At 34.4% G+C, this 25,252-nt stretch carries 26 protein-coding genes; 10 read left to right on the top strand and 16 right to left on the bottom strand.

Annotation, left to right across the window (positions count from 1 at the left end; genetic code table 11):
* Positions 1 to 13: 13 nt before the first annotated feature.
* The 11 genes from I5M32_RS06415 to I5M32_RS06365 form a co-directional block, all read right to left on the bottom strand.
* On the bottom strand, positions 14 to 820 hold the full coding sequence (locus I5M32_RS06415) for a M48 family metallopeptidase (RefSeq protein WP_234461880.1): 807 nt from the start codon (positions 818 to 820) through the stop codon (positions 14 to 16).
* Between the two features lie 2 nt (positions 821 to 822).
* Positions 823 to 1,476 carry a glycerol-3-phosphate 1-O-acyltransferase PlsY gene (gene plsY, locus I5M32_RS06410; RefSeq protein WP_200585365.1) on the bottom strand — a complete coding sequence of 218 codons (654 nt, stop codon included), beginning with the start codon at positions 1,474 to 1,476 and terminating at the stop codon, positions 823 to 825.
* Between the two features lie 43 nt (positions 1,477 to 1,519).
* Complete coding sequence (nadC, locus tag I5M32_RS06405) at positions 1,520 to 2,365, bottom strand: carboxylating nicotinate-nucleotide diphosphorylase (protein WP_200585364.1); 846 nt, start codon at positions 2,363 to 2,365, stop codon at positions 1,520 to 1,522.
* 44 nt (positions 2,366 to 2,409) lie between these two features.
* A complete protein-coding gene (locus I5M32_RS06400; RefSeq protein WP_200585363.1) occupies positions 2,410 to 2,796 on the bottom strand; it encodes a DUF4783 domain-containing protein in 387 nt (128 codons plus the stop codon).
* 210 nt (positions 2,797 to 3,006) lie between these two features.
* Positions 3,007 to 3,786, bottom strand: coding sequence for a hypothetical protein (locus I5M32_RS06395; protein WP_200585362.1), 780 nt, complete (start codon positions 3,784 to 3,786; stop codon positions 3,007 to 3,009).
* Positions 3,787 to 3,796: 10 nt separating this feature from the next.
* Positions 3,797 to 4,174: a hypothetical protein gene (locus I5M32_RS06390; RefSeq protein ID WP_200585361.1), complete on the bottom strand. Its 378-nt coding sequence runs from the start codon at positions 4,172 to 4,174 to the stop codon at positions 3,797 to 3,799.
* 196 nt (positions 4,175 to 4,370) lie between these two features.
* Positions 4,371 to 5,633 (bottom strand): hypothetical protein, encoded by a 1,263-nt coding sequence (locus I5M32_RS06385; RefSeq protein ID WP_200585360.1) that lies wholly within the window; start codon positions 5,631 to 5,633, stop codon positions 4,371 to 4,373.
* 20 nt (positions 5,634 to 5,653) lie between these two features.
* On the bottom strand, positions 5,654 to 6,637 hold the full coding sequence (locus tag I5M32_RS06380) for a hypothetical protein (RefSeq protein ID WP_200585359.1): 984 nt from the start codon (positions 6,635 to 6,637) through the stop codon (positions 5,654 to 5,656).
* A 3-nt stretch (positions 6,638 to 6,640) separates the two neighbouring features.
* The gene (locus I5M32_RS06375) at positions 6,641 to 7,660 is read right to left on the bottom strand and encodes a hypothetical protein (RefSeq protein ID WP_200585358.1); all 1,020 of its coding nucleotides are present in this window, start codon (positions 7,658 to 7,660) and stop codon (positions 6,641 to 6,643) included.
* 2 nt (positions 7,661 to 7,662) lie between these two features.
* Positions 7,663 to 8,052: a hypothetical protein gene (locus I5M32_RS06370; protein ID WP_200585357.1), complete on the bottom strand. Its 390-nt coding sequence runs from the start codon at positions 8,050 to 8,052 to the stop codon at positions 7,663 to 7,665.
* Positions 8,053 to 8,054: 2 nt separating this feature from the next.
* The gene (locus I5M32_RS06365; protein ID WP_200585356.1) at positions 8,055 to 9,407 is read right to left on the bottom strand and encodes an OmpA family protein; all 1,353 of its coding nucleotides are present in this window, start codon (positions 9,405 to 9,407) and stop codon (positions 8,055 to 8,057) included.
* A 181-nt stretch (positions 9,408 to 9,588) separates the two neighbouring features.
* On the opposite strand from I5M32_RS06365, the gene I5M32_RS06360 reads away from it, so the two are divergent.
* Both I5M32_RS06360 and I5M32_RS06355 read left to right on the top strand, forming a co-directional pair.
* The gene (locus I5M32_RS06360) at positions 9,589 to 11,661 is read left to right on the top strand and encodes a histidine kinase (RefSeq protein ID WP_200585355.1); all 2,073 of its coding nucleotides are present in this window, start codon (positions 9,589 to 9,591) and stop codon (positions 11,659 to 11,661) included.
* 6 nt (positions 11,662 to 11,667) lie between these two features.
* Positions 11,668 to 12,438, top strand: coding sequence for a LytR/AlgR family response regulator transcription factor (locus I5M32_RS06355; RefSeq protein WP_200585354.1), 771 nt, complete (start codon positions 11,668 to 11,670; stop codon positions 12,436 to 12,438).
* On the opposite strand, the gene corA is transcribed toward I5M32_RS06355, so the two are convergent.
* Complete coding sequence (gene corA, locus I5M32_RS06350) at positions 12,435 to 13,577, bottom strand: magnesium/cobalt transporter CorA (RefSeq protein WP_234461879.1); 1,143 nt, start codon at positions 13,575 to 13,577, stop codon at positions 12,435 to 12,437. The two genes, I5M32_RS06355 and corA, sit on opposite strands and share 4 nt — an antisense overlap.
* A gap of 15 nt (positions 13,578 to 13,592) precedes the next feature.
* A complete protein-coding gene (locus I5M32_RS06345) occupies positions 13,593 to 14,204 on the bottom strand; it encodes a WbqC family protein (RefSeq protein ID WP_200585353.1) in 612 nt (203 codons plus the stop codon).
* A 44-nt stretch (positions 14,205 to 14,248) separates the two neighbouring features.
* On the opposite strand from I5M32_RS06345, the gene I5M32_RS06340 reads away from it, so the two are divergent.
* The 3 genes from I5M32_RS06340 to I5M32_RS06330 are packed head-to-tail and all read left to right on the top strand — an operon-like array spanning position 14,249 to position 17,323.
* Positions 14,249 to 15,139: a lysophospholipid acyltransferase family protein gene (locus I5M32_RS06340; RefSeq protein WP_200585352.1), complete on the top strand. Its 891-nt coding sequence runs from the start codon at positions 14,249 to 14,251 to the stop codon at positions 15,137 to 15,139.
* A complete protein-coding gene (locus I5M32_RS06335; protein WP_317193102.1) occupies positions 15,063 to 16,148 on the top strand; it encodes a glycosyltransferase family 2 protein in 1,086 nt (361 codons plus the stop codon). Before I5M32_RS06340 ends, I5M32_RS06335 begins: the two co-directional genes overlap by 77 nt.
* A gap of 8 nt (positions 16,149 to 16,156) precedes the next feature.
* Positions 16,157 to 17,323, top strand: a complete 1,167-nt coding sequence (locus tag I5M32_RS06330) for an MFS transporter (RefSeq protein WP_200585351.1) — start codon at positions 16,157 to 16,159, stop codon at positions 17,321 to 17,323.
* Here the strand turns inward: I5M32_RS06330 and aroQ are convergent.
* Entirely contained in the window at positions 17,313 to 17,729 is a 417-nt protein-coding gene (gene aroQ, locus I5M32_RS06325; RefSeq protein ID WP_200585350.1) for a type II 3-dehydroquinate dehydratase, read from the bottom strand. The genes I5M32_RS06330 and aroQ overlap by 11 nt on opposite strands.
* Positions 17,730 to 17,765: 36 nt before the next feature.
* Between aroQ and xerD the strand changes: the two genes are divergently transcribed.
* The gene (gene xerD / locus I5M32_RS06320) at positions 17,766 to 18,665 is read left to right on the top strand and encodes a site-specific tyrosine recombinase XerD (protein ID WP_200585349.1); all 900 of its coding nucleotides are present in this window, start codon (positions 17,766 to 17,768) and stop codon (positions 18,663 to 18,665) included.
* On the opposite strand, the gene prmC is transcribed toward xerD, so the two are convergent.
* Both prmC and I5M32_RS06310 read right to left on the bottom strand, forming a co-directional pair.
* A complete protein-coding gene (gene prmC / locus I5M32_RS06315; protein ID WP_262895588.1) occupies positions 18,655 to 19,479 on the bottom strand; it encodes a peptide chain release factor N(5)-glutamine methyltransferase in 825 nt (274 codons plus the stop codon). The two genes, xerD and prmC, sit on opposite strands and share 11 nt — an antisense overlap.
* A 7-nt stretch (positions 19,480 to 19,486) precedes the next feature.
* On the bottom strand, positions 19,487 to 21,403 hold the full coding sequence (locus tag I5M32_RS06310; protein WP_200585347.1) for a tetratricopeptide repeat-containing sensor histidine kinase: 1,917 nt from the start codon (positions 21,401 to 21,403) through the stop codon (positions 19,487 to 19,489).
* A 59-nt stretch (positions 21,404 to 21,462) separates the two neighbouring features.
* Between I5M32_RS06310 and ribD the strand changes: the two genes are divergently transcribed.
* The 4 genes from ribD to I5M32_RS06290 all read left to right on the top strand — a co-directional run bounded on the left by ribD (position 21,463) and on the right by I5M32_RS06290 (position 25,228).
* Positions 21,463 to 22,515 (top strand): bifunctional diaminohydroxyphosphoribosylaminopyrimidine deaminase/5-amino-6-(5-phosphoribosylamino)uracil reductase RibD, encoded by a 1,053-nt coding sequence (ribD, locus tag I5M32_RS06305; protein ID WP_394370316.1) that lies wholly within the window; start codon positions 21,463 to 21,465, stop codon positions 22,513 to 22,515.
* A complete protein-coding gene (locus I5M32_RS06300) occupies positions 22,512 to 23,369 on the top strand; it encodes an EamA/RhaT family transporter (protein WP_200585346.1) in 858 nt (285 codons plus the stop codon). Before ribD ends, I5M32_RS06300 begins: the two co-directional genes overlap by 4 nt.
* A gap of 193 nt (positions 23,370 to 23,562) precedes the next feature.
* Positions 23,563 to 24,423 (top strand): nucleoside phosphorylase, encoded by an 861-nt coding sequence (locus tag I5M32_RS06295; RefSeq protein ID WP_200585345.1) that lies wholly within the window; start codon positions 23,563 to 23,565, stop codon positions 24,421 to 24,423.
* A 223-nt stretch (positions 24,424 to 24,646) separates the two neighbouring features.
* Positions 24,647 to 25,228 carry a 7-carboxy-7-deazaguanine synthase QueE gene (locus tag I5M32_RS06290; protein ID WP_200585407.1) on the top strand — a complete coding sequence of 194 codons (582 nt, stop codon included), beginning with the start codon at positions 24,647 to 24,649 and terminating at the stop codon, positions 25,226 to 25,228.
* The last annotated feature ends 24 nt before the right edge of the window (positions 25,229 to 25,252 follow it).

Raw genomic sequence — 25,252 nt, 5'->3', positions numbered from 1 at the left:
TCATAAAGAATATTTACCTTTTATAATATTTTAATGCTTCTGGCAAGTATTTTTTAATATCAGAAATTCTGGTGGCATCACTTGGGTGGGTACTTAAAAATTCTGGTGGCGCCTGACCTTTGTTTTGGGCCATCATTCTTTGCCAAAACTCTACGGCCTTTGCCGGATCATAACCTGCCATTGCCATAAATGTTAACCCCAGCCTATCCGCCTCAGATTCTTGTTTTCTTGAATTGGGCAATAAAACACCAGCTTGTGCCCCAATGCCAAACACCTGGTTGAAAACATTCATACCTGCTTGTGAATTTGTGATTGCACCTCCCAATACGGATCCTAAACCTTGGGCGATCATTTGATTTGAATAACGCTCATTAGAGTGTTTTGCAACAGCGTGTGCAATCTCGTGGCCCATAACGGTTGCCAAGCCGGCATCTGTTAATGTAACCGGTAAAATCCCAGTATAAACCGCAACTTTACCACCGGGCATGCACCAAGCATTTACTTCTTTACTATCTATCAGATTAAATTCCCATTTATAACCCGCAATTTGATCTGCATAACCGTTCTCATTCATGAATTTGGTTACCGCTGTAGCTATTTTGCCACCAATCTCTTTTACCTTCCTGCTTTGTGCGGTATTATTTACAACTTTTGTTGAAGGATCGGATAATAATTGGTTATAGCTTTGGGCAGCCATCTGCTGCATTTCTGTATCACTAACTAAGTTAGCTTGCCTTCTACCGGTTAAAGGTACTGTAGAACAGGCGGCCATAAATACTGTGAGGCAAACTATAGCTGCCGATTTTAATTTTTGGATCATTTTTAAGATTGAATTTGTTTCTTTTTAAACAGATTCACTTTAGATTCTTTTCCTCTAAGTAGCCTTTCTATGTTTTTTTGGTGCGTTACTAATATAAGGATGCAAATTGCCATACCATAAATCACTATCGCCCTTACAGAAACTTGGTAAATAAATATTACGCTAAAAGTAAATGTAAAACCTGCCGAAATGCTGCTTAATGATACGTATTTGGTTAGTAATAAAACGATTACAAATACTAGAACACAAAGCAAAGCTGCGGGAAAGTGGACTGCCAAAATCATACCAAATAAGGTGGCAATACCTTTACCACCCCTAAAGCCAGCAAAAATTGGGAATAGGTGCCCCATTACTGCAACAATACCTAATGCCAATTGATAGTTAACGTATTGTACAGAATGTTCTGGCCCGGTTACTGATAAACCTATGAAAAAAGCAAGGTTTGTGGCCGTCCATCCTTTAAAAATATCGATCAACATTACAGGGATGCCAGCTTTTTTTCCTAAAACCCTAAAGGTATTGGTGGCGCCAGCGTTTCCGCTACCATATTCTCTAACATCAATCCCATAAAAAGCCTGCCCAATCCAAACGGCAGTTGGTATAGATCCAAATAAATAGGCAATAATTAATGCTCCGATAGAATAAACAGAAATCATTGTACTATGAGGGATTAATATTCATATAAAAAAATATCGTTAATTAAACTATGGCTTTTAAGCTCATGTCTAAACTTTTTACAGAATGGGTAAGCGCACCCATAGAGATATAGTTTACGCCACACTTGGCAAATTCTAAAGCATTTTCTTCGGTAATTCCACCAGAAGCCTCTGTTTTAAATCTTCCATCGATTATTTTAACGGCCTTCTTAAGGTCGTTAAAATTAAAATTGTCCAATAATATCCGATCTATGCCCCCAACTTCTAATACTTGCCCCAATTCTAAAAAATCCCTCACTTCAATTTCTATCTGTAACCCTAGGGCTTTATCTTTTAAATATTGGTGTGCAGCATTAATTGCATTTGCAATTCCACCGGCATAATCTATATGGTTGTCTTTTATCAAAATCATATCATAAAGCCCAAACCTATGGTTTACACCGCCACCAATTTTAACAGCTTCTTTCTCTAAAAACCTGATGTTTGGTGTAGTTTTACGGGTATCTAAAACCTTGGTGCTTGTGCTGCTTAGCAAATCTACTATCCTTCTTGTGGTGGTGGTAATACCGCTCATCCTTTGCATGGTGTTTAGAACCAACCTTTCTGCCGTTAAAATAGACCTGGCGTTTCCAGATACTGTAAATACAACGTCGTTGATTTTTACAGGTGTGCCATCATTGATCTTTACTTCTACTTTTAATTTAGGATCAACGGCTTTAAAAATCTCTAACGCTATTTTTACTCCAGAAACTACTCCGTTTTCTTTGATTAAAAGCTTGGCACTGCCAACGGCGTTTGAAGGGATAGTAGATAAGGAAGTGTGATCGCCATTACCAACATCTTCTCTTAGAGCATTTTGGATAAATTTATAGAGCAAATCTTGTTTCAACGGTGTTAAATATAAGCTTCAAAAATAGAAATTTTCTTGTGTGATTAATTTTTATTTTCATCTATTCTGATTTGCGTTAGCTTAAAATCGCTCCCGTTACCTTTTAATTCTAAGCTAATCCTATAATTACCCTTGCTACTATTGTAAACAATAACCCCAAATTTATAGTTGGCATTAGACACTACTTTATGGATAATTTTGGTTGCGCTAGGAGGATTTTTAGTAAAGAAATCCTTGAGTATCAAATTAGCCTGGTTTGCAGAATAAATATCATCCTGATCCATTATCGATAACTCTATGGTGTTAGAAAAATAAGTGGACAAGGTTTTTATATCCCCATTTTTTAACACATTGCTTAAATCATCGATCACATCAAAACCAAAAGACAATTTAAATAGTGCAACAAATAATATAGTAAATGTATATTTCATGACCTAAATTTATTAAAAATTCATTTAAACTGATCGGTTTTGAGATCAATTTATTCATTTAAAAGATAGGTAACGCTTTACAATAGAAATATGGTAAGTTTCTTGGGTACTAATTTTATCCTTTTTGGGTATGGGATCAGGATATAAAAAAGCATCAAAACTGAAGCTCAATTTTAATGCTTTTTAAAATATAGGTTATTAACTTTTGTTTCAATTACATTTTGCCAGTACTGCTCTTGCAGCTTCTATAGCTTTTTCTTTGTTGATATCTGGCTTATCGCTCAAATCTGTTTCTATATAAAAACATACCCCGTCTTTCAGTACATATAATCTTTTTTCCAATGTATTCCAAGAAGCGGCATCACCCAGCCCGTTTACAGGCTCATAAGCTCCCAGTATCTTCATAAGGCCAGATTGTTTCATGTTTTCGACAACAGTTTTTGCTTTTGCTTTTGAAGTTCCGGTTCTTTCTATGTTTTTAGCCGCTTTATTGGCTTCTTTGCTTTCTGATTTTTGGTCTAATGCTTTATCAAAAGCCTTATCAAGTTTTATACTTATTTGGGCAATTTCCTTTTCTGTTTTCTTTGTGTAATCCCTTCTAAAAAGCTCTATGGTAAAAGGCTTCATCCCGCTGATTTTTATATAGTTTGGGGATGGCACATTTACAACCATTCGATTAATCTCTATTTTCTTCTTTCTGTCTCCTTTCCATTTATAAGTCAAACTTTGAAAAGTTGGGTCATCCATCAATTTATTGTAATCCGTTTTAGCATCAGCTGTAGCCAAACCAGTAATTGCTGCGGCTTTATCTACACTCAACAGTTCTTCATACTTAGTGGCATATTGCAATAAACAACCGTTAGCCTCAATGTTTTTTGATGGATTTAATGCGGCAAGCTTTTCATTAGCTTTTTGCTTTTGGTTGTTGGTACACGCAAAAAAAGGCGTAATTGTAAAAACACAAAAAATCAACGTTATTATATTTTTCATGATGGTGGTTTTAAAAAAATACCGTAAAAGTTGCCGGAGTGATTTTACCTTTTATGCCGCTTGCCACTGCCTCTAAGCTAACCTGATAGTTTCCTTTTGGCACTTCGGATATTTTACCTAAGCTATTATCCTTAATATTTGAGAGAATGGCGATAAAATCAAAAGTTTCTACTGGTAAAAACATATCGCCAGGGAAAAACGGGATTGGACTTCTTTCAATCGTTCCGATTACTTTTCCGTCTTTTTTTACGGTAGTGAAAAACTGGACCATCACTACCTCCTTTTTATCAGTATTTAAAGGGACATCGGCTACTTTAAAATTGAATAAAATAGGGTATTTATTCTCCCTAAATGCGGCATAAAGGTTTACAACATTAGCGCTTTCCATTTTGATTTCTGTTTTAGATCGTTCATTAATTTTGATGGAACCGTTAACACTTTGAGCCATAGTTAATCTGGCGAAGCCTAATTAAAGGCCAATTACTAATAATAATTTTTTCATTTCTTTATGGATTAATTTGTGGGGATCTTAATTTTCTTTTATCAGCAAAATATGATGAGTGTGAAAGCGATACTTTTCATGTTTATAGTTTTTCTATATAAAATTTGAGGTAACAGACTTTAGTATCTGTATTTGGAATTTTATATTGTTTATTTAGTGCTTGCGATTTCTTTAAATTAAATGTTTCTTGGTACTTACCACAATCTTTATTAGGTTGACCATACTCTTTCGTTTTTAAATGATGACCAATTGTTAATTCAAAACCTATGTTATTATTTTCCCAATCATTTTTTGAAATAATAAAATCTCTGTAGTAAGTTGGTTGATCGGGAAAATTAATGTATATCTGATTTTTTATTAATGGGTTATCTTCTGTTGTTTCAAAAATATATTTGTTTTTATTACCAACCGACTTAATATCAATTGATTGGTTAGGTGTAATTTTCTTTAACTCAAACCTAGCGAATCCGTATAAGTCTGGATTAGTTAAAATAGAATTACTCATTGAAATCGCTTGAACTGCTCTAACTCTAATTTTAAATAATTCATCTTTAGAAGTGTTTTGAGAATTTGAATTTGTAGTTAATCCTTGACTTGTTGTAGAGGTAACCGTCATTTTAGACAGTTCTTTATTGTTTTTCACATCTTTTGTTCCATCCCAGTTTCCTTCTGTCATGGCGGCTGTCCACCCACATTTTCCTTTAAAAGTATTTCCTTCAAAGTAAAATTCTATGTATCCGGTTTTTTTGATATTTTGATTAAAAAAAGTTCCAGTTAAGAGGCGGGTAGATGGATTATAAGTAGCTGTAACTGTTCCAACACCTTTATATCTGCCAGTAATATTTTTTCCTACTTGCGCCAAATGCATGGAGCCATCTGTAGTGTTCCACTTACCAGACCAAACATTTGTTTCATTTTTAACATTTGCGACACCAAATTTTGTTCGTTCTGCTATCCATTTATCATTATTATCTTCAGAAAGATCATTATTAGTTTGATATCCCCAGTAACCTACTAACCGTGTAATTCTTTGATTAAAGGTTTTGTTATAAAAATCGACACCGGATGGCCGAAAAATAAATTTCCCCAAGGACGAACCGTTAAAAAAAGTTCCGTTTAAAACTTCATCATTTCCTGCTTTACTTATTGCGCCGGTAATGGTTCCATTATCTCTGTAGTCGCCATAAGAGATAGTTCCGCCCGCAAATTCCGAGCTTATTTCAGTTGTTAAACTTATGTTTCCAAACTTTGTAGAGTATATTCCATCTGTATTAGGGTTTTGTGCTTTTAGTTGAAATACTGAAAACAGTGTAATAATTGTGAATAGTTTTCTTATAATTTTCATTTTTTCTTTTAATTAAGGTTTTAGTTTTTTGGTATTTGAAATAATGTACTAGCATCAAAATAATTGTATTTGCTAATATCTAAAGTTACTTGAGCAGGATTTTTTTTGACTGTATTAGCTATCAATGTTGTTGTACCCTCATTAGAAACAGTTACTGCTTTTAGAAAAAAACCTAATTCATCAGTTCCATAAAACTTTTTATATAATGGCTTTTCTGCTACTTTATATCTCGCACCTGGCATTACCAAACAACCAGATTTTATTCCGTATGCTACATAAAGTTTCAGCATAGTACCATCATCGGTTTTACCTACAAGCTCTTTGCACAAATAGCCAGCTATGATTTCTATTGCACCCGTTGGTTTTAGTTTGTATTTAATTAGTTCTTCTTTTGTTGGAGTAAGGCTTTGCCCAGATTGTTGAAATTTCGAAAAATCATAAGACGTTACCGTTCCTCGGCCAATCATATACATTCTTTTATTGGCTTCTTTAAAAATTGAATAGAAGTTTTCTCCAGTTTCTGGGTCTTTAGTTACTACCCCATAATTTGCATTTTCTGCCGAAAGAAAAATATCCAAGTTCACTACATCTTTACCATCTTTTATTTGATAGGTTATTTGATATGCCGAGGGAATTTCTATACTGTTAAATGGTGGCTTTTCACCGCTAGGCATATTTACATTGTTTGCTTCCTGCGTTTTTTTCCACTTGTCTTTTGGTGGTTGTGCGCTACTGTACCCACTAGCCATTTTTGAATACTCTTTACAGTTTCTTATTTGCTCATCAAAGGTGGTTTTATATTCTTCCAACTGCTTTTTGGTTAACCGAGATTTATCAATAGCATCAAAATTGGCTTTTAAGATTTTTGCCAAAGTATCGCAGTTCATCGCTTTGCCCATTTGTTGCATGTATTCTTGCTGAGCTTTGGCTAGTTCTTCTTGTGTTTGGGCTTTTAAACCCAATACAGAAAGCACAGTTATTAATGTTATGAATAACCTTTTCATAAGTTAATTTATTTTAGTGATTTTAAGTTTTACACCAATTGTAGTGGGTTGTCCACTTCCATTTCTTTCTAGTCTTAAATTCATTTCTACCATATTTTCTCCAGCCAATGCTTTAGAGAAATCTAATTCTTCTGTCTTTATTTCTTTGTTGTCCCTTAAATAATAACCTTGTGTCATCGGAAAATCGCCATCATATTTACTTCTATGTAATTCTTGAAAAATACCAGTAAACAGTAGTGCACATTTAGAAAAACCTCCGGGGGATACTGTAAAATCAATAGCCATATTATTTAAAGAAATTGGCTGGTTTACTTTCAATAAAACGGGGGACCCTACTTGGCTAGCATGAAAGTAGATTTGCTTTGGCGAGGTAATTTGTTTTTTATTTTCATCCCTAACAAAGCATTTAAAACCTCCAAGAATTTCTAAATCTTTTTCAGTATCAAAATCTTCGTCTCCTTTTAAATTGTTAAGCGATAAAAATTCTATTCTATATTTTGTGCCACCATAAAAGGCTTTATTAGCTTTAAAGTTATTTCCTAAATCATTAATTGGAGTAATCCTGCTATCAACAATGTTAACATTTGATTTATTAATATTAAGACCTGGTTCTTTGATGGTTACATATCCAAACAATACGCTATCAGCAGTAGCTTTATTTAATATTGTTCCGTTTCTATCATATTCATAGATTTTTCTAACCACCCTTAATTTGTTGTTTTCTTTGTAAATTCTAACAAATATCTTTTTAGCATCATAACCATATAACTTTTTAACCTCAAAAGGTTCAGTAGTTTCTGCGCCGTTTGCTATTGTTTTCAAGTCAAAAACGGTATGTACATTATTTACATTAGATATCTTAATATGCTGAGCAGAAAGTAGCTGAATAAATGTGATGTTGGTGAATGTTGATATATTGGAAGGTGAGTTGGGTGTCCAAGTACCAGATAAACCGTTCCAGTTTTGAGCTTGGGATGCCAATGCAATTAACAATACAAATAGTGTTGTGTAAATTTTTTTCATGATTATTTTAATCTATTTTTTTGTGATTTAAGTTGATAGTTCACTGTTTTAATTATTTTTTCATCCATATAATATTTAATCTCAGCCTCCATTATTAAATCATCACGTTTTAAGTTTAGATTAATATGCTTCTTAATATCGCCCATGGTGTACCATGCGGTTAATATATCTCCCGTTTTTTTATAAGAAACTATTCCCCAATCGCAATCTTTTGGCACACAACCTTCCCAAACCTTTATCTTTTTATGTTGAGTATCAATAATTATTTTGGTAATGCCTGTATTACTTTTATTAGCTACCAAATAAGTATTTGCTAAAGTTTCTGCAAAATCATCATCTTGAAAATGCAGCGTAAAATTGAGACATATGAAGAGCAACAGTTTAACACCCATTATTAAAGTTTGATGAATTCTACCCTACGGTTATTAGCTTTTCCTTGGATGGTGGTATTTGGATCTGTAGGCTCGGCAGCACCTTTTCCATCAGTCATAAACCTGTCGCCACTAATTCCAAAAATATCTGTTAAAGCAGCTTTTACGGCAGTAGCTCTACGTTTTGATAAATCTAAGTTTAAAGCAGCATCACCATCACTATCCGTATGCCCTATAATTTTTACTTTTACGGTTGGGTTTTCTTGCAAAACAGCAGCTATCTCTTTTAAAACTCCATTTGATTCTGGCTTAATTTGATCAGAATTAACATCAAACAAAATCCCTCTTGTTACCAGCTTCCCTTCTGTAATCAATCTGCTTCTGGTATCGGGCGCACCAATGGAGTACCTCAGATTAGAAACCATAAACTCATCTTTTTTCTCATTATCAGAATAATTCATGTAATTGCTGCCAAACTTGAAAACATTGTATCTAAGTTTAGGGTCCAAAGCTTGCGGCAGGTCTAATACCTTTGCATCGTTCACATAAATGCGCAACCTTGTTTTCTGTCTCCAAATAGAAATTTTAGCATTTACTGGGGTCTCAAAATTATCCCCTCCGCCCATTAATCCTTTAATGTTTAAACTTGCGTTTTCATTTGTTTTCTCTCCATTTTCATTAGTATAAAAACCTGCCTCGCCAATGCAACCCGCCCAATTAAACCTAAACATATTGGTCATATCGCCTTCACTTAAATCTTTCTTTGGGTTATCTGATGCTGCCAAGATGAAATGATAATTCAATATATTGTTGCTCCTATATCTGTTAAAAAGATTAAATTCTAAAGTGAAATTCTCTGGCATATCGGTTACCATAATTGGTTGGAAATAGCCGTCTTTGGTCATAAAAAGCCATTTATCTTCTGAACCCGTAAGTTTCACAATCTCGGCAGAGGAGTTTGTGTTCCATCCATGAGGAAAATCACCAATTGAGGTAGTGGAAAAATCATCGTAATACAAAACTTTTTCTCCTGGTATAAAATCGAATTTAGAGGTAGCAGAAATTCGCACCGACTGCTTATTTTGTGTATTAGTAACGTTTTCTTTGTCGTTTACGGCGTTGTTATCAAGATTGCCTTCGCTATTTAAAGACCTATCTTTTTTGCTTTTATCTTTGCCTTCTAGCACTCCATTAACCCCTTTGTCTAATTTCTCTTCACTTTTACCAAGAGCTTTATCAATGGTTTTATCTATTTTTTGTTCTTTTGCTTCTTTAAGCTTTCTTTCTAGCTTTTGTTTAAAAGTTTCTTGTGCAAAAGTAGATGAGGTGCAAATAATAATTGCGAACAACATAAAAAGTAGATTAAATTTTTTCATTTTTTTTTATTTAATTTTTTTAAATGATGATCAATTATATCATCAAAAAAACCAATAAAAAATAGGCGATAAGTATTTGTACCATTTGAATAAGTATTTGGCACTTTAGCGTAAGAATTTGATTTTGATTTTAAAAATTATCGTTATAATTTGAACCTATTATATTTAAAATTAAAAATAGGTGAATTTTAGGCTGGGTTTTAAATTGTTCTTTAAGGTTCTCATTGTCATATTTTTTATATGTATTAGTAGCAATGTAAGCTGCCAACAAAACGAAAGTTTAAAAATTTCTAATTTAAAGGGCATTAATTATTTTTTTGATATTCAGCAAATATCGCTTGCAAAAACTAACAAAGAAACGGGTATAGAAACTGTTTTTGCAGCAAAATTTACCTCTAATAAACGGCTCATAAATATTGAAAAAGATAAAGCTTATTGGTTTAAAATCCCGCTTTTTAATGATTTGGACCAAGACATCATTCACTTTATTTATTGTGGAAATAATGATTACACCGAACTTTATGAGCAACGAGAAGATAGCGTAATTCTTTTAGGTAGGGCAGGTACGCTTAACAAAACATCAGTTTTACAGATAGAAAATATTCCCTATTATTTTTCCTTTAAGATAAAGAAGGGCGAGAAAAAAAATATTTTTGTTAAAGTATTTAATAAAGGCAACCATAGTGCTGATTTAGATTTAAGTTTAGAAGATAGCAATACTTTTGACCAAGAGATATTAAAATATTATCAAACCTCTTTTAAAGACACATTTATACCCATTGTATTTATTGGTTCATTAAGTTTTCTTTTCTTTTTTATGATATTTCTTTTCTTAAAGAGCTATCATAAAATATATCTTTTTTACTCTCTTTATTTACTGGGAGCAATTATATATGCCTTAATGAGGCTTGATAGGATTACCTATATAGGCAGTTTGCTGGGCGAGTTTCCACTCTTCAGAATATATATCAATGAACCGATCCAGTTTTTGTTTTTTGCGGTTTACCACTTTTTTGTGATTTATTTATTGGACATTAAAAAATACGACCCGAAGTTGGTAAAAGTTCTTAAATCACTTTCATATGTATATATATGCTATGCTGTTTTGCATTTCTTTATGATGTACTTTTATTATCCCTTACAATTGCGCAGTACGCTATTTGTAATCACAAGGATAATATTAGTGCCTTTAAATATCATATTGGTTGTGTGGGCTGCAAAAAAAGTCAAAACACCGGTCTTAAATTATTTTTTGGTAGGTGTAAGTTGTTACATATTCTCTGGTTTTTTAGCTGCCTTTGTTGATTATAGGTTTCAATCTTTTCAATTCATAACGCTTGGCCTAAACTCGTTAAATGTTTTTCAATTAGGCATACTGGCCGAAGTTCTTTGTTTTTCACTTGCTATCGGATACCGCATCAGGATAACAGAGAAGGATAAGAACAATAACCAGCTTGCCCTCATCAACCAATTACAGATCAATAAACAATTGATAGAATCTTCCAATTTAGAACTAGAGCAAAAAGTTAACGAAAGAACGCAAAAATTAATTGCAGTTAACAGAGAAATGGAACAGCGTAAGTTGACATCTCTAAAGCTAGATTTTGAGAGAAAAATCGCAGAGGCAGAAATGCAAGCTTTACGCTCGCAGATGAACCCACATTTTTTGTTCAACAGCTTAAATTCCATCAGGTATTTGGTAATGAGCAACCAAGATGAAAAGGCGGTTAATTACTTAAATAAATTTTCGAGGTTGATAAGATTGATCTTAGAAAACAGCCGAAAAGAAAAGATAAACTTAAATCAAGAATTGACGGCATTACGGTTATACCTTGATATTGAAGCCAATAGATTTGAAGAAAAATTTACCTATAACATAACCGTTTCGCCAAAACTAAATACCAATGAGATTTACTTGCCTCCATTACTTTTACAGCCCTTTATAGAAAATGCAATTTGGCATGGGTTGCTGAATAGCAACCGTACAGAAAAAGCAATAGATATTAGAATTAACCCACTAAACGAAAACGATAAAAGTTGCCAAATTTTGATTGAAGACAATGGCATTGGCCGAAAAAAATCAGAAAGTTTGAAAAGTAAATTCAAAAAACATCAATCATACGGTATGCTGCTAACCCAAGAACGCATCGCCCTTTTTAACAATACCTCCACAACAAAGATTTACCTGAAAATAGTTGATATGGAAACCAACGGATTGCCAGATGGCACAAAAATTATTTTAAGCTTAAAATAAACAATTATGATCAGTATTGTAATAATAGATGATGAGCTGCATTGTACTGCGTCTTTACAAATGCTAATAGATGGCCTAAACAAAAACATACAGATAATAGCTGTTTTTAACGATGCGAGATTGGCACAAGATTATTTGAGGCAAAACACTTTTGATTTGCTTTTTTTAGATATTGAAATGCCTGGGCTAAACGGATTTGAGTTGCTTAATAGCTTATCCCAGTTTAAATTCGACGTTGTTTTTACCACCGCTTATGATCAATATGCAATTAAAGCATTTAATTTTAGTGCCGTTAGCTATTTGCTAAAGCCGATTGATCCTTTAGAGCTTTCTAATTGCATAGATCTTTGGGAACGTAAAAATCAAAAATATTTAACGTTAAACCAATTTGATTTTCTGATAGATTCTTTGCAAAACGGGAATGCGCAAAATAAGAAACTAGCATTGCCAACAACCTATGGGCTAGAGTTTATTGCAATAGAGAATATTATTAGGTGCCAATCAGAAAGTAGTTACACCCATTTTTTTTTAAAAAACGAAGAGAAGCATCTGATATGTAGAACCTTAAAAGAAGTAGAGCAAATATTATTTAAGAACGGTTTTGTACGTATACACCAATCTCATTTGATAAACCCCGCATATCTAAAAAAGTACATCAGAAATGACGGTGGCTATGTTTTAATGGAAGATGGAGAGAAGATAAGCGTTTCTAAAAGCAACAAGGATAAGATCACAGAAATTTTTGATCAGATAGGAAGAAACCAAAAAAAGTCTTAATCCCTAAACCAACCTTTTCTAGCAAAATACCATATTTGGGCAATAGCGATCAGAAGCATCAATATCATCACATACATATATCCGTTGTGCATGTATAATTCTGGCATGTTGTCTTTCAATATTTCGCCCGTTTTTGGGTCTTGATAGGCAAAATTCATCCCATAAATGCCGGCAATAAATGTTAATGGGATAAAAATAGCCGAGATGATGGTTAGGGTTTTCATCACTTCGTTCATCTTATTGCTCATCAATGAAAGGTATAGATCCAACAAACTGGTGGCGGTTTCACGCATGCTTTCTATCAGATCTATAATTTGGATACTATGATCATAGGCATCCCTTAAAAATAACTTAACCTCTTCGTTGATCAAAGGATTGGTGGATTTTAAAAGCTCATTGAGCTTATCGCGTTCTGGCCAAGATCCTCTTCTCATAGTAATCATCAGCTTTTTAACCCCTTGGATACGGTACATCAATTGCTTTCTTGGTTTTTGATAAAGATGGTCCTCTACAATTTCAAGCTCATCTCCTAACCTATTGATGATGGTAAAATAATGATCAATAACGGTATCCATTAATGCGTATAGCATATAAGAGGGCCCTAAAACCCTTATGTTACCATTCACGTTTTTTCTTAAACGGTTTCTTACGGGGTCCAGTACATCGTCATAATCTTCCTGAAAACTGATAAGGGTATCTTTAAAAAGCAGAAAAGAAAGTTGTTCGTTTTTGAGTTGCAGCCCTTTGTCTAGCTCTAACATCCTGCTTACCACAAACATAAAATGGTCGTATTCCTCGTTTTTTGGCCGTTGGTGGGTATGCACTATATCTTCCATCACTAGAGGATTAACATCAAATTCTTTTTGGATAAAATCCAGAACACTTTGAGAGCCTAAGCCCTTAACATCTATCCAATGGGTATAACCTCTATGATTTTTTGTAAAGTTTATGGCATCAGCCATATCGTTTGCCGCTAGTTCTTCTAAGTGATCTTCTTTATAAGAATAAACAAAAATCTTACTGGGTAAGGCAGTTTCATTAATAAAGAAAGTACCTGGGACCTCGCCTGGGTTATTTCTCCTTCTGTGCTGGGTAATGTTGATCTTAGAAATATCGATTTTCGGAAGAGGGATTTTCAAAACTGATAATTTAATTTAAAAAAACTTTGATGCCTGTGGGCCTTGGTTAAACAACAGATCCAATATACAGATATTGTTCAAATATGGGTTTCTATCCTCAAAAACTTGATGGTATTTTTTTGTTTGGTAAGCACTAGGTTTTCTGATATTTAATGATGACCTAAAGTCTTCTTTATCATTATACTGAGGATGGTATTCTTCTGTAAATTTATAATCAACTTTCATTTTGATAGATTTCAGGATTACTTCTAAAAGCTGCAGGTTGTAATCAAACAAAAAATTGAACTTTTGTTGATAAAACGGGGCGAAATCGTCTTCATAAAACTCGAAATAGGCCGAGCTTCTATAACTTGTTCCTAAACTTAACCAATGTATGCGTTGCCAGTCATCGTCATTACTTATCCTTATATCTTTATATGGTGTATGTTGTAAACGCCCTTTTTTTATGGGCACACTCAACTCTAATTTACCATTTGGCCCAGCAATAACGGTTCTGTTTCTAAAGGTTTGCTTAGGGTAATGTTCTTTATTTTCTAAAAAGATTCCATTTTCGCTATAAGATCGTAGGGTATTAAAAAATTCTACATTTGGTAGATAAAACAAAGGAAATACAGCTCCTTTTTCCATTTCAAAATTTTTATGTTTGCAAATAATATTACACCGTAAAATTAATGATAAATAGAGGGCTTTTTTATGTTGCAGCATTTTTTTTGTACTTGCTCTCCCTGCTCCCCATGTTCTTGCTATATCTATTGTCAGATTTTATTTATCTCGTTCTTTTTTATGTGATCAAATACAGAAGACATGTGGTATTAAGTAATTTGCAAAACTCTTTCCCCGATAAAAGCCTAGAAGAACTAAAGGCTATTGAAAAAAAGTTTTTTAAATACTTAGCAGACTTATTTGTAGAAACCATTAAAATGATTTCTGCTCCACCAAGCTTTATAGAGAAACGCTTTAGTTTCAGTAATATAGAATTATTAAGAAAATATGAAGAGAAGAGCCAAAGTTACCTATCTGCCGTAGGCCACTATGGCAATTGGGAATGGAGCGCAATAGTTACCCCTATTGCAATGAAAGCTGCCGTATTGATCATTTACAAGCCCTTGAATAATGCTTTTTTTGATGATTTTTTTAAAAAAGCGAGGGAAAAAAGCGGGGCCAAGATGATAAGGATGAAAACATCTTTAAAAGAAATAATTAGGAGGAAGAACGATTTAACCTCTACTATATTTGCAACAGATCAAACGCCCGCACATGGAGATTCACAAGCATGGGTTACTTTTTTAAACCAAGAAACCGCGGTTTTTATGGGTTTAGAAAAAATTGCAAAATCTACAAATTCGCCCATTATATTTTGTGATGTCGCTTTGGCAAAACGAGGCTATTACACTTGCGATTTTAAATTGGTTTGCGATGATCCTTCTAAAACGGATACTTTAGAAATAACAAAAAAGCACACCAAGATTTTAGAGGATAGGATCAATGCAGAACCTGCTTACTGGCTATGGTCGCACAAAAGATGGAAATATAAAAAGGAGGTGGCAAATGGAACAACCTAGCGTAGCCATTGTGATCCTAAACTGGAACGGGCAAAATTACTTGGAGAAATTTTTGCCATCCGTATTTAATTGCCCTTATCCAAACCTGCAGATTATTGTTGGCGATAACGACTCTACAGATGAATCTTGTAATTTCTTGAAGGATAATTTCCCATTGGTAAAGATCATTAGAAACGAGCGAAATTTTGGCTTCGCCGAAGGTTATAACAAAGTTTTGGCACAGGTAAAGGCCGATTATTTTATCTTATTAAATTCTGACGTTGAAGTAACCACGGGTTGGATTAAACCCGTTATAGATTTAATGGAGAGTGATGATAAAATTGCCATTGCACAACCTAAAATACGTTCGCTTTTAATCAAAAACCATTTCGAATATGCTGGCGCAGCAGGTTGTTTTATCGATAAATGGGCTTATCCGTTTTGTAGAGGGCGTATTTTTGATTTTGTAGAGGAGGATGTTGGGCAGTATAACGATAACCGAGAGATTTTTTGGGCCGCTGGTTGTGCCTTGTTTATAAAATCTTCTGTCTGGAAACGCGTAAATGGTTTGGACGAGCGGTTTTTTGCCCACATGGAAGAGATTGACCTTTGCTGGCGAGTTAAAAACTTAGGATACAAAGTAATGTATTGTGGCAAGTCTATGGTTTACCATGTTGGCGGAGGCACCTTAAACGCAGAAAGCCCTTTTAAAACCTACCTAAATTTTAGAAACAACCATTATCTAATAAAAAAGAACATTAAACCTTGGCGGGCAAACTTTTTAATCCCCTTTAGGTTCTGTTTAGACTTTTTGGCCATAATAAAATTTTTGGTGGATGGAAAATTTAAAAATGCTGCTGCTGTTTCTAAAGCACACAGACATGTGATAAAAGCTTTTTATAACCATTCCATAAAATATAACAGGGACATTAGTAAAACCCCAAATTTGGTTGGGATGTACAATAAAAGCATAGTGATAGATTATTTTTTATTAGGAAATAAAAGGTTTAAAAACTTAAGGAAAAATTAAACCTTTTTATGGAATTAAAAAAATCTGACGTAATTATAATGGCCTTGGCAACAGGTTTCATTGTTGCAAACATTTATTATTGCCAACCTCTTATTGTTTTGATCGCTAAAGATTTCCATATTTCTTCTGCACAAGCTGGGCATACTTCATATTTAACACAGGCTGGTTATGCAGCTGGTTTGTTGTTTTTGGTGCCTTTGGGCGATATGTTTGAGCGCAAGAAACAAATAATACTTACCACAATATTGGCCGTTATAGCTTTAATTTGCGCTGCCATAGCAACAAAATTTTGGGTTTTAGAGCTTGCTTGTTTTATTATAGGATTTAGTTCTGTGGTTCCGCAACTGATATTACCGTTGGCAGCCCAACTTTCTGCACCAAAAAACAGGGGCAAGGTAATTGGCATTGTAATGAGTGGACTTTTAATAGGGATTTTGGTATCTCGAACTGTAAGTGGGTTTGTGGGCGATTTATACGGTTGGAGGACAATGTTTTGGATTGCAGCCTGCATCTGTACCATAATAATCGGGTTGATTTACTATCGTTTTCCAAAAAACCACCCAACCTTTACCGGAGGTTATAAAAAGCTGATGGGTTCTTTAACCACCTTGATAAAAAAAGAGCCTGTTTTAAGAGAAAGCTCCATCATCAATTTCTTTGTGTTTATGATTTTTGGTACTTTTTGGACCAACATGGTTTTACTGCTTGCCCAACAACCTTATAGTTTTGAGAGCGACAAAATAGGTTTATTTGGCTTGGTAGGTGCTGTTGGAGCTTTCACAGCACCGTTAATTGGTAGCGTTGGAGATAAGGCAAACCCAAGGATTGCCGTAGGCTATGGCTTAATTATTCTTTTTATAAGTCAGGTTATATTTTACTTTTTTAGTGCCAAGCTTTTTGTTTTTATCGGAGGTATTATTTTGTTAGAAATGGGTCAACAAGCGGTTCATGTAAGCAACCAAACCAGGGTTTATGCTTTGGACCCTGCGGCAAGAAATAGGTTAAACACCGTTTTAATGACCATGAGCTTTATCGGGGCATCGCTGGGTTCTGCAATTGGTTTGGCATTATGGGAGTGGCAAGGTTGGCAATCTATCTGTATCGCCTCTGCAATAATGGCTTTATGTGCGGTTTTTGTTTATCTGTTTACTTATAAAAAAAGAGTTAAGGCATAAAACTCTTTAAAGCCAGTTCATAGCTCATCATCCCAAAACCCGTGATAACACCCTTACAATTTTTGGCCATCATGCTATGGTGCCTAAATTCTTCCCTGGCATAAACATTAGAGATATGAACTTCAACAACGGGTGTTTTTATAGCGGCAACGGCATCAGCTATGGCAACAGATGTATGTGTGTAAGCTCCCGCATTCATCACAACACCATCAAAAGAAAAACCTATTTCATGAAGTTTATCAATAATCTCTCCTTCTACATTACTTTGGAAATAATATAGATCTACATCGGTATATTTACGTTTTAAATCTTCAAAATAGCTCTCGAAACCTTGGTTACCATAAATCCCTGGTTCGCGTTTGCCCAAAAGGTTTAAATTTGGCCCGTTGATAATTTGTATCTTCATGCGCTCAAACTTATCATTAAATTTTTAAAACAAAAAGTGGATTGGCAATCGGCAAAAAAAGCATTCAAAAATTATCTAAAATTAGAGCGTTCGCTATCTAAAAACTCTATTGAGGCTTATTTGCGTGATATTGATAAAATAGAGCAGTTTTTAATTTATCATGATAAAAGCATAGCTCCATTAAAAATAACCACTCAAGATCTAAAAGATCTTTTGCAATGGGTTAACCAATTGGGTATGTTGGCCACAAGCCAAGCAAGGTTGATCAGTGGGATAAAGTCTTTCTATAAATTTTTAATCATAGAAGATCTGATCACAAAAGACCCCTCTGCCCTAATAGAAGCACCAAAAACTAGGAGAAAACTACCAGATGTACTTACGGTTGAAGAAGTTGAGGGCTTAATAGCGGCATTAGACCTAAGCAAACCAGAAAACATCAGGAATAAAGCGATGTTAGAAACTTTGTACAGCAGCGGTTTGCGGGTAAGCGAATTGATAGAATTAAAAATATCTAACTATTTCCCCGATGTGGAGTTTATTAAAATCTCTGGAAAGGGAAATAAAGAAAGATTGGTGCCTATCGGTGATACCGCAATGAAGCATATCGCTATTTACAGGCAAACGGTAAGAAATCATCAAGAAATAAAAAAAGGGCAAGAAGATTTTATGTTTTTAAACCGTAGGGGAACCAAACTAAGTAGGATAATGGTTTTTATGTTGATCAAAGACCTGGCGCAAAAAATAGGCTTACAGAAAAATATAAGTCCGCATACGTTTAGGCATTCTTTTGCTACACATTTAATAGAAGGTGGTGCAGATCTAAGGGCGATACAAGAAATGTTAGGGCATGAAAGCATTACCACAACAGAGATCTATACCCATTTAGATAGGGATTTTTTAAAGCAGACCATTAAAGAGTTTCATCCTAGAAACTAGCCTTGATAATTCTGTAATTATCATTCATATCTTTAATAACATCAACTTTAAATCCCTTATTTTCAATTAATTGCTTGGTTTCTAAAGCTAAATACTGGTTAATTTCAAAATATAAAAATCCGTTCTTATTTAGATTGTTAATGGCAAAATCAGCAATCTTATCATAAAAAACCAAGGGGCTTTCATCATCTACAAATAAAGCCAAATGTGGCTCGTGGTTTAAAACCTGTTTTTGTAATTCTTGCTTTTCTTTTGCTGCAATGTATGGTGGGTTGCTTACGATCACATCAAATTTAGGGTATTTTTGGTTCAATAAATTCAGCGCATCATCTAATATAAAATCTACCTCTACCCTATTTATTAGAGCATTTTCTTTAGCAATTTCCAAAGCTTTTTCACTAATGTCAATGGCGTAAACCTTTGCCTGCGTAATATTCTTTTTTAACGCAACAGGGATACATCCGCTACCTGTGCCAATATCTAGGATCGATAAATCGGCTTTATTTTTATGATCAGAAATAATTAAATGCACTAACTCCTCTGTTTCTGGCCGTGGGATCAAAACATTTTTATCTACCTTAAATTTTAGTTGATAGAAATCTGCTATGGCCAAAATATACTGAATTGGGACTTCTTGTTTTAACTGATCTAAATAATTGAGATAGATTTCATGCTTTTGTTGGTCCAATTCAACAGTATCAAAAACACGTTTACTAAGCAAATTCTCCATCAACATTTGATAAAGAATTTCAGATTCGCTATTGTTATAAAGGTGTTTTAAAGCCGATTTAAAATGTGTTTTATTTACTTGCAATAGAAAATTATTTTTTCAAAGGTAAACTAAAGTAAAAAGAACTGCCTAATCCCATCTCACTTTCTACCCAAAATCTTCCACCGTTTTTACGCACAAATTCTTCACATAATAGTACTCCCAAACCGCTTCCCTTTTCGTTTTTTGTGCCTTCTGTGGTATAAAAAGTATGCTTAAGCACCATCGAAATCTGCCCTACGGACATTCCCAAACCATTATCTTTTACGCAAACGATCAATTTGTCGCTTTCTTTGTGCGATGATATTGTTATCACGCCCCCTATATTAGAAAATTTGATGGCGTTTGCCAATAAATTTCTAATCACGATAGATATAGATTCTTCATCAGCATAAGCATAACTATCTGTTATTTCTTTTTCTACCTGAAGGTTTTTATCATCTATCTTTAGCTTTAATACATCTAAATTCTCATCCGTGATTTTAGAAACGTCTATCTCTTGCTTGGCCAATTTTTGTCCCTGCATCTGGCTTTTAGACCACATTAAAAGATTATCCATCAAATTAGAGGTGGTTACAAAATTTTTGTTTAGCTCTGCCATGAAAAGCTTGAGGTCATCATCGCTCAGTAATTTATCGTTATAAAGTGACAGCATTCCTTTTAAAGATAAAATTGGCCCCCTTAGATCATGCGAAATGATAGAAAAAAATTTGCTTTTCCATTGGCTCAATTCTTCTAACTTCTTTTTTTGCAAATTTATCTCTTCGTTTTGCTTGGTTAAAAGATGATTATAGTTATCCATCCTTTTGCCACGTTTAAAAAACAGCCAAAGCAGGTAAACCGTTAAAAGCAAGATGAATACAAAAGCTAGAATAAAATAGTTTTTATTCTGGATTTTAATTTCTTTGTTCAGATTAGCTTTTTTTAGGGCGATGTTTTCATTCTGTTTTTGTTTGGCTCCGTAATAAACCCTAAACTCGTCTAATTGCTTATATCTTTCTTTATTAAAAAGGCTATCATAAAGTTTATTATAGCTTTTTTCTATATTAAAACCTGCTTTATAATTTTGGCTTTTTTCGTTAAGGCGTGATAAAGACTTGTAGATCAACAACCTTTCTTTAAATAACTGATGCTGAAAAGAAAGTTCTAAAGCTTTATCCAAAAGTTGGTCGGCTTTTTTATACTCATCAAAATTTAAAGAAATAGTACCCAATAAATTAAGGTTTTGTACAGTGAGCGCAAAATTACCTGCCTTTTCTGATAGCCTGATAGCGGTTATCGCATCTGATTTAGCTTGATCGTAATTGCTTAAGTTTTTATTGGCAACCGCCCTTTCAAAATAATTTTGGGCCAACCAATTTATATTTTGGCTATTATGGTTTATAGCTTGATCAAAAAATTGGATAGCCAAAACATTGTTGTTTTTGTTAAGGTATAAATAACCTAGATTATGAAGAACTGCACCAATAAACGGATGATTAGGATCAATTTGTTTAAGTTCTACCAAAGATTGTTTTAAAACGGTTAAAGCATCGTTAAAATACCCAATGTTTATAAATAAAAGCCCTCTGGTATTGTTTATTTTAGCAAATAAAAGCCTGTCATTGATAGATTTAGCAATTGATGCCGCCCTATCTAATTGCTCTAAAGCAATGGTATAATTCTCGCTGGCATTAAAGGAAGACCCTATAATATGCAAGGCTTCTGCCTGTCCTTTTAAATAGCCTAAATTTTCTGCTATGGCTAAAGATTTTTTTGAAATGGATAAGGATTGGATGTAATCTTTGTCTAAAACATCTTCTGCCAAATTATTAAGCCGATCAACCAAGGCATCACTAGGTTTTTTAGATTGCAGCCTATTAAATACAACTGTTACGGTATCAAAAGACACCTTTTTAGATTCTAGATCTTGATCATTAGAACCTAAAAAAAGGAGGCTTAAAACAGTTGCAAGTAATAATTTGAGCATATTTTAACGATAACAAAGGTTTTGATAAACCGATGGTGTGTAATTATTAACTTTGGTACGTGATAACGCATGAAACAGTTTTAAAAAGAGCTATTTTTTTAGCTAAACTTGGTTTGGGCAGTGTAAGCCCTAACCCAATGGTGGGATCTGTAATCATTTATAAAGATAAAATTATAGGCGAAGGTTACCATCAATATTATGGTGGGCCACACGCCGAGGTTAATGCTATTGATCGGGTTTTTGAGAATTACAAAAATGCTGCCGAGCTTTTAAAAGAAGCAACCCTTTATGTAACCCTAGAACCCTGCGCACATTTTGGCAAAACCCCGCCTTGTGCAGATTTAATCATCAGGCATCAAATCCCGAACGTTGTAATAGGTTGCTTAGATCCTTTTAAAAACGTTAACGGAAAAGGAATTGCTAAGTTAAAAGCAGCTGGGATCAATGTGGTTGCTGGTATTTTAGAAAATGAGTGCCTTGCGTTAAATAAACGTTTCTTTACCAAAGTTTTAAAACAGAGACCATACATTATCCTTAAATGGGCACAAACCCAAGATGGTTTTTTTGCCCCCTCTATTGGTGAGCAAAAATGGATTTCTGGCAAAGCAGCCCAAAGGTTGGTACATCTTTGGCGAGGCCAAGAAGATTGTATTTTGGTAGGTAAAAATACTGCTTTGGCAGATGATCCTCAATTAAATGTGAGGTTGGTAAGTGGCAGAAACCCAATTAGGGCGGTTATAGACCAGAAGCTAAGTTTACCAAAAAACCTTAACTTATTCGATAACAGTACTAAAACATTTGTTTTTAATGATGTTTTAACCGATATAAATGATAAAACTCTGTATATCTCTATCGAAGATTTCGAGCATTTTTTACCCCAGTATATAATGTTTCAACTGTATTTGCAGGATGTGCAATCTGTGATCATAGAAGGTGGCAGCAAAACTTTACAGTCTTTTATAGATGCCCAGCTTTGGGATGAAGCAAGGATTTTTACTGCCCCAAAATTATGGGGAGAAGGGATTAAATCTCCCGTTTTAGAGGGAAAAATCATCAATAAAGAACAAATAGGAGAAGATTTACTAACCATTGTAAACCCCTTAAAACAATGATTTATGTCTTTATCGCCATATTGTGCAGCGTTATTGTAAGCATAAATTTTAAACTTTTTAAAAGGTACGATACCAATGCTTACCAAGCTATAGTTTTTAATTATCCCACTGCGGCATTATTTTGCTATTTCGTATTTAAACCAAACTTATCAACCGCTCCAAACCAAACAGAATGGTTGCTTTATGCGATAATTGCCCTTTTATTGATTTCTATTTTCTATTTCATCGGGAAAAGCATTGCTACATCGGGTATCGTTTTAACTGCAATTGCACAAAGGTTGTCTTTGATAATCCCAGTTCTCTCTGCATTTTTGATATTTACCGAAACACCTACTTTAATTAAAATCATAGGCTTGGCAATAGGCCTTACAGCCATTTATGCTTCAAAACCTCCTGGCAGAACCAACTTTAAAAGCGGCGCTAATTGGTATCCTTTAATCGTTTTTTTTGGTACAGGGATCATTGATGTGCTACTTAATTTGCTTACCAAATTAAAGGACATACCCTTTACCGCTTCATTGGTTTATATTTTTACCATCGCTACATTTTTGGGCTTTGCTAGTTTACTGGTTCAATATTTAACAGGGAAATTAAAATTTCAGCTTAAAGCCGCATTTGCAGGTATTGTTCTCGGGCTTTTCAATTTTGGGAGTATCTTATTTTACATCAAGGCTTTACAGATAGAAAGCAATAGGCCATCGGTGGTGTTTTCTTCTTTAGATATTGGGGTGGTTACCTTAGGATCAATAGTTGGCATTTGGCTTTTTAAAGAAAAATTGAGCAAGCTAAACATCATAGGTTTAGGATTAGCTTTGGTGGCCATTGCCATCTTAAATTTACCAAATGCTATTTAAAACCTAAGTTATTTGTAGAGATAATAGGAACAAATCTTTAGCCCTCGCCTATCCATTTTATTAAGAACAATTTAGAACAAAGTTTCTGTCCACTTTGTAAAATGGAAATCTCCATCAATCAGTATGGTTTAAATAAAATAATCGATAAATTAGAAAAAATCGAAACGATAAAATTCAAATATCTTTATACATTATGAAAACCATTTCAGAAGCAGACTTGATCATCAATCCCGATGGTAGCATCTACCACCTCAATATTTTGCCACAAGATGTGGCAGATACCATAATAACCGTTGGCGATCCAGATCGCGTGGATGAGGTAAGTAAACACTTTGATAAAATAGAAATAAAAAAAGGGAAAAGAGAGTTTAAGACGCATACAGGTTTTCTGGGCGATAAAAGAATAACCGTAATTTCTACCGGGATTGGAACCGATAATATCGACATCGTTTTAAACGAATTAGATGCCCTGGTAAACTTAGATTTTACGACCCGAACAGTTAAAAACGAATTGAAAAGTTTAAATATTATAAGGGTGGGCACCTCTGGCAGCATAAGAGAAGATATAGGAGTAGGTACCATCTTGGCCTCTAGCCATGGTTTGGGCTTAGATGCCCTGATGAATTATTACGTACAAGATGTTACCATAGAGGATAAATATCTGGCACAGGCAATTACACAACATTTACCAAAATTAAATTCACAACCATACCTTACATCAGCATCTAAAAAGCTGTTGAAAAAAATTGCTTTCGATATGCCACGGGGCATTACCGCAACGGCTCCGGGATTTTATGCGCCACAAGGGCGGCAAGTGAGGGCAAAAATAGCCCAGCCTCTTTTACTAGAAAAGCTGAGCACTTTTGAACTCCATAATCAAAAGATTACCAATTTAGAAATGGAAACAGCAGGTATTTACGCTTTGGCAAATGCTTTGGGCCATCAAGCCTTATCGATCAATGCCATATTAGCCCATCGCCTTAAATTTCAATTTGCCAAAAACCCAGAAAAAATTGTGGCCGATATGATTGTTAAAGTTTTAGAAAGGGTTTAATAGCCCACGGTTTCAACCGTGGGTTGGGTTCACGGTTTCAACGGTGGGTTGGGTTCACGGTTGAAACCGCGGGGTACATAGTTTCGACCGTATGCTATGTAAAACCATTTCATATAAATATCATTAATTTGACAAATAAATCTCCGATTATCAAAATAGGCTTATCTTTGCCTGCTTGAAAACACAAAATATTATTCCCGAAGACGGCTCTTTATTACCTTTAATGGAAGAGTTTTACACCATACAGGGTGAGGGGTTCAATTCAGGAAAAGCTGCTTATTTTATTCGTTTGGGAGGTTGTGATGTGGGCTGCCATTGGTGCGATGTGAAAGAAAGCTGGGACGCTAATTTACATCCATTGACTACGGCAGACAAAATTGTACAAAACGCTAAACAATATCCCGGCAAGGCAGTGGTGGTAACAGGTGGCGAGCCTTTACTTTATAACCTCGATTATTTGACCAAACAATTGAAAACTGCGGGTATAGCGACTTTTATCGAAACCTCGGGTGCCTACCCCCTTTCTGGTTTTTGGGACTGGATTTGTTTATCCCCAAAAAAATTTAAAGCCCCCCGAAAAGATATTGCCCCTTTCGCAAATGAATTGAAGGTAATTTTGTTTAATAAAAGTGATTTTACATGGGCAGAAGAATATGCAGCAATGGTTTCGCCAACTTGCAAACTGTATTTACAGCCAGAATGGTCTAAATCTGCAGAGATGACACCCTTAATAATTGATTACGTGATGAACAATCCGAAGTGGGAAATTTCGTTACAAACACATAAGTTCTTAAATATTCCGTAAATATTTATAGTTTTAGTTTTTATT

This window comes from Pedobacter segetis, from assembly GCF_016623585.1.
In the GTDB taxonomy this organism is placed as follows: Bacteria; Bacteroidota; Bacteroidia; order Sphingobacteriales; family Sphingobacteriaceae; genus Pseudopedobacter; species Pseudopedobacter segetis.
Note: the sequence above shows the minus strand (reverse complement) of the source record. Positions and strands in the feature narration are given on the sequence as shown.

Coding starts and splice junctions, on each gene's coding strand:
- I5M32_RS06415 (WP_234461880.1), bottom strand. CDS start 820: ATGATCCAAAAATTAAAATCGGCAGCTATAGTTTGCCTCACAGTATTT.
- plsY (WP_200585365.1), bottom strand. CDS start 1,476: ATGATTTCTGTTTATTCTATCGGAGCATTAATTATTGCCTATTTATTT.
- I5M32_RS06400 (WP_200585363.1), bottom strand. CDS start 2,796: ATGAAATATACATTTACTATATTATTTGTTGCACTATTTAAATTGTCT.
- I5M32_RS06395 (WP_200585362.1), bottom strand. CDS start 3,786: ATGAAAAATATAATAACGTTGATTTTTTGTGTTTTTACAATTACGCCT.
- I5M32_RS06390 (WP_200585361.1), bottom strand. CDS start 4,174: ATGGAAAGCGCTAATGTTGTAAACCTTTATGCCGCATTTAGGGAGAAT.
- I5M32_RS06385 (WP_200585360.1), bottom strand. CDS start 5,633: ATGAAAATTATAAGAAAACTATTCACAATTATTACACTGTTTTCAGTA.
- I5M32_RS06380 (WP_200585359.1), bottom strand. CDS start 6,637: ATGAAAAGGTTATTCATAACATTAATAACTGTGCTTTCTGTATTGGGT.
- I5M32_RS06375 (WP_200585358.1), bottom strand. CDS start 7,660: ATGAAAAAAATTTACACAACACTATTTGTATTGTTAATTGCATTGGCA.
- I5M32_RS06370 (WP_200585357.1), bottom strand. CDS start 8,052: ATGGGTGTTAAACTGTTGCTCTTCATATGTCTCAATTTTACGCTGCAT.
- I5M32_RS06365 (WP_200585356.1), bottom strand. CDS start 9,407: ATGAAAAAATTTAATCTACTTTTTATGTTGTTCGCAATTATTATTTGC.
- I5M32_RS06355 (WP_200585354.1), top strand. CDS start 11,668: ATGATCAGTATTGTAATAATAGATGATGAGCTGCATTGTACTGCGTCT.
- I5M32_RS06345 (WP_200585353.1), bottom strand. CDS start 14,204: ATGGAAAAAGGAGCTGTATTTCCTTTGTTTTATCTACCAAATGTAGAA.
- I5M32_RS06340 (WP_200585352.1), top strand. CDS start 14,249: ATGATAAATAGAGGGCTTTTTTATGTTGCAGCATTTTTTTTGTACTTG.
- I5M32_RS06335 (WP_317193102.1), top strand. CDS start 15,063: ATGCAGAACCTGCTTACTGGCTATGGTCGCACAAAAGATGGAAATATA.
- I5M32_RS06330 (WP_200585351.1), top strand. CDS start 16,157: ATGGAATTAAAAAAATCTGACGTAATTATAATGGCCTTGGCAACAGGT.
- aroQ (WP_200585350.1), bottom strand. CDS start 17,729: ATGAAGATACAAATTATCAACGGGCCAAATTTAAACCTTTTGGGCAAA.
- I5M32_RS06310 (WP_200585347.1), bottom strand. CDS start 21,403: ATGCTCAAATTATTACTTGCAACTGTTTTAAGCCTCCTTTTTTTAGGT.
- I5M32_RS06300 (WP_200585346.1), top strand. CDS start 22,512: ATGATTTATGTCTTTATCGCCATATTGTGCAGCGTTATTGTAAGCATA.
- I5M32_RS06295 (WP_200585345.1), top strand. CDS start 23,563: ATGAAAACCATTTCAGAAGCAGACTTGATCATCAATCCCGATGGTAGC.
- I5M32_RS06290 (WP_200585407.1), top strand. CDS start 24,647: ATGGAAGAGTTTTACACCATACAGGGTGAGGGGTTCAATTCAGGAAAA.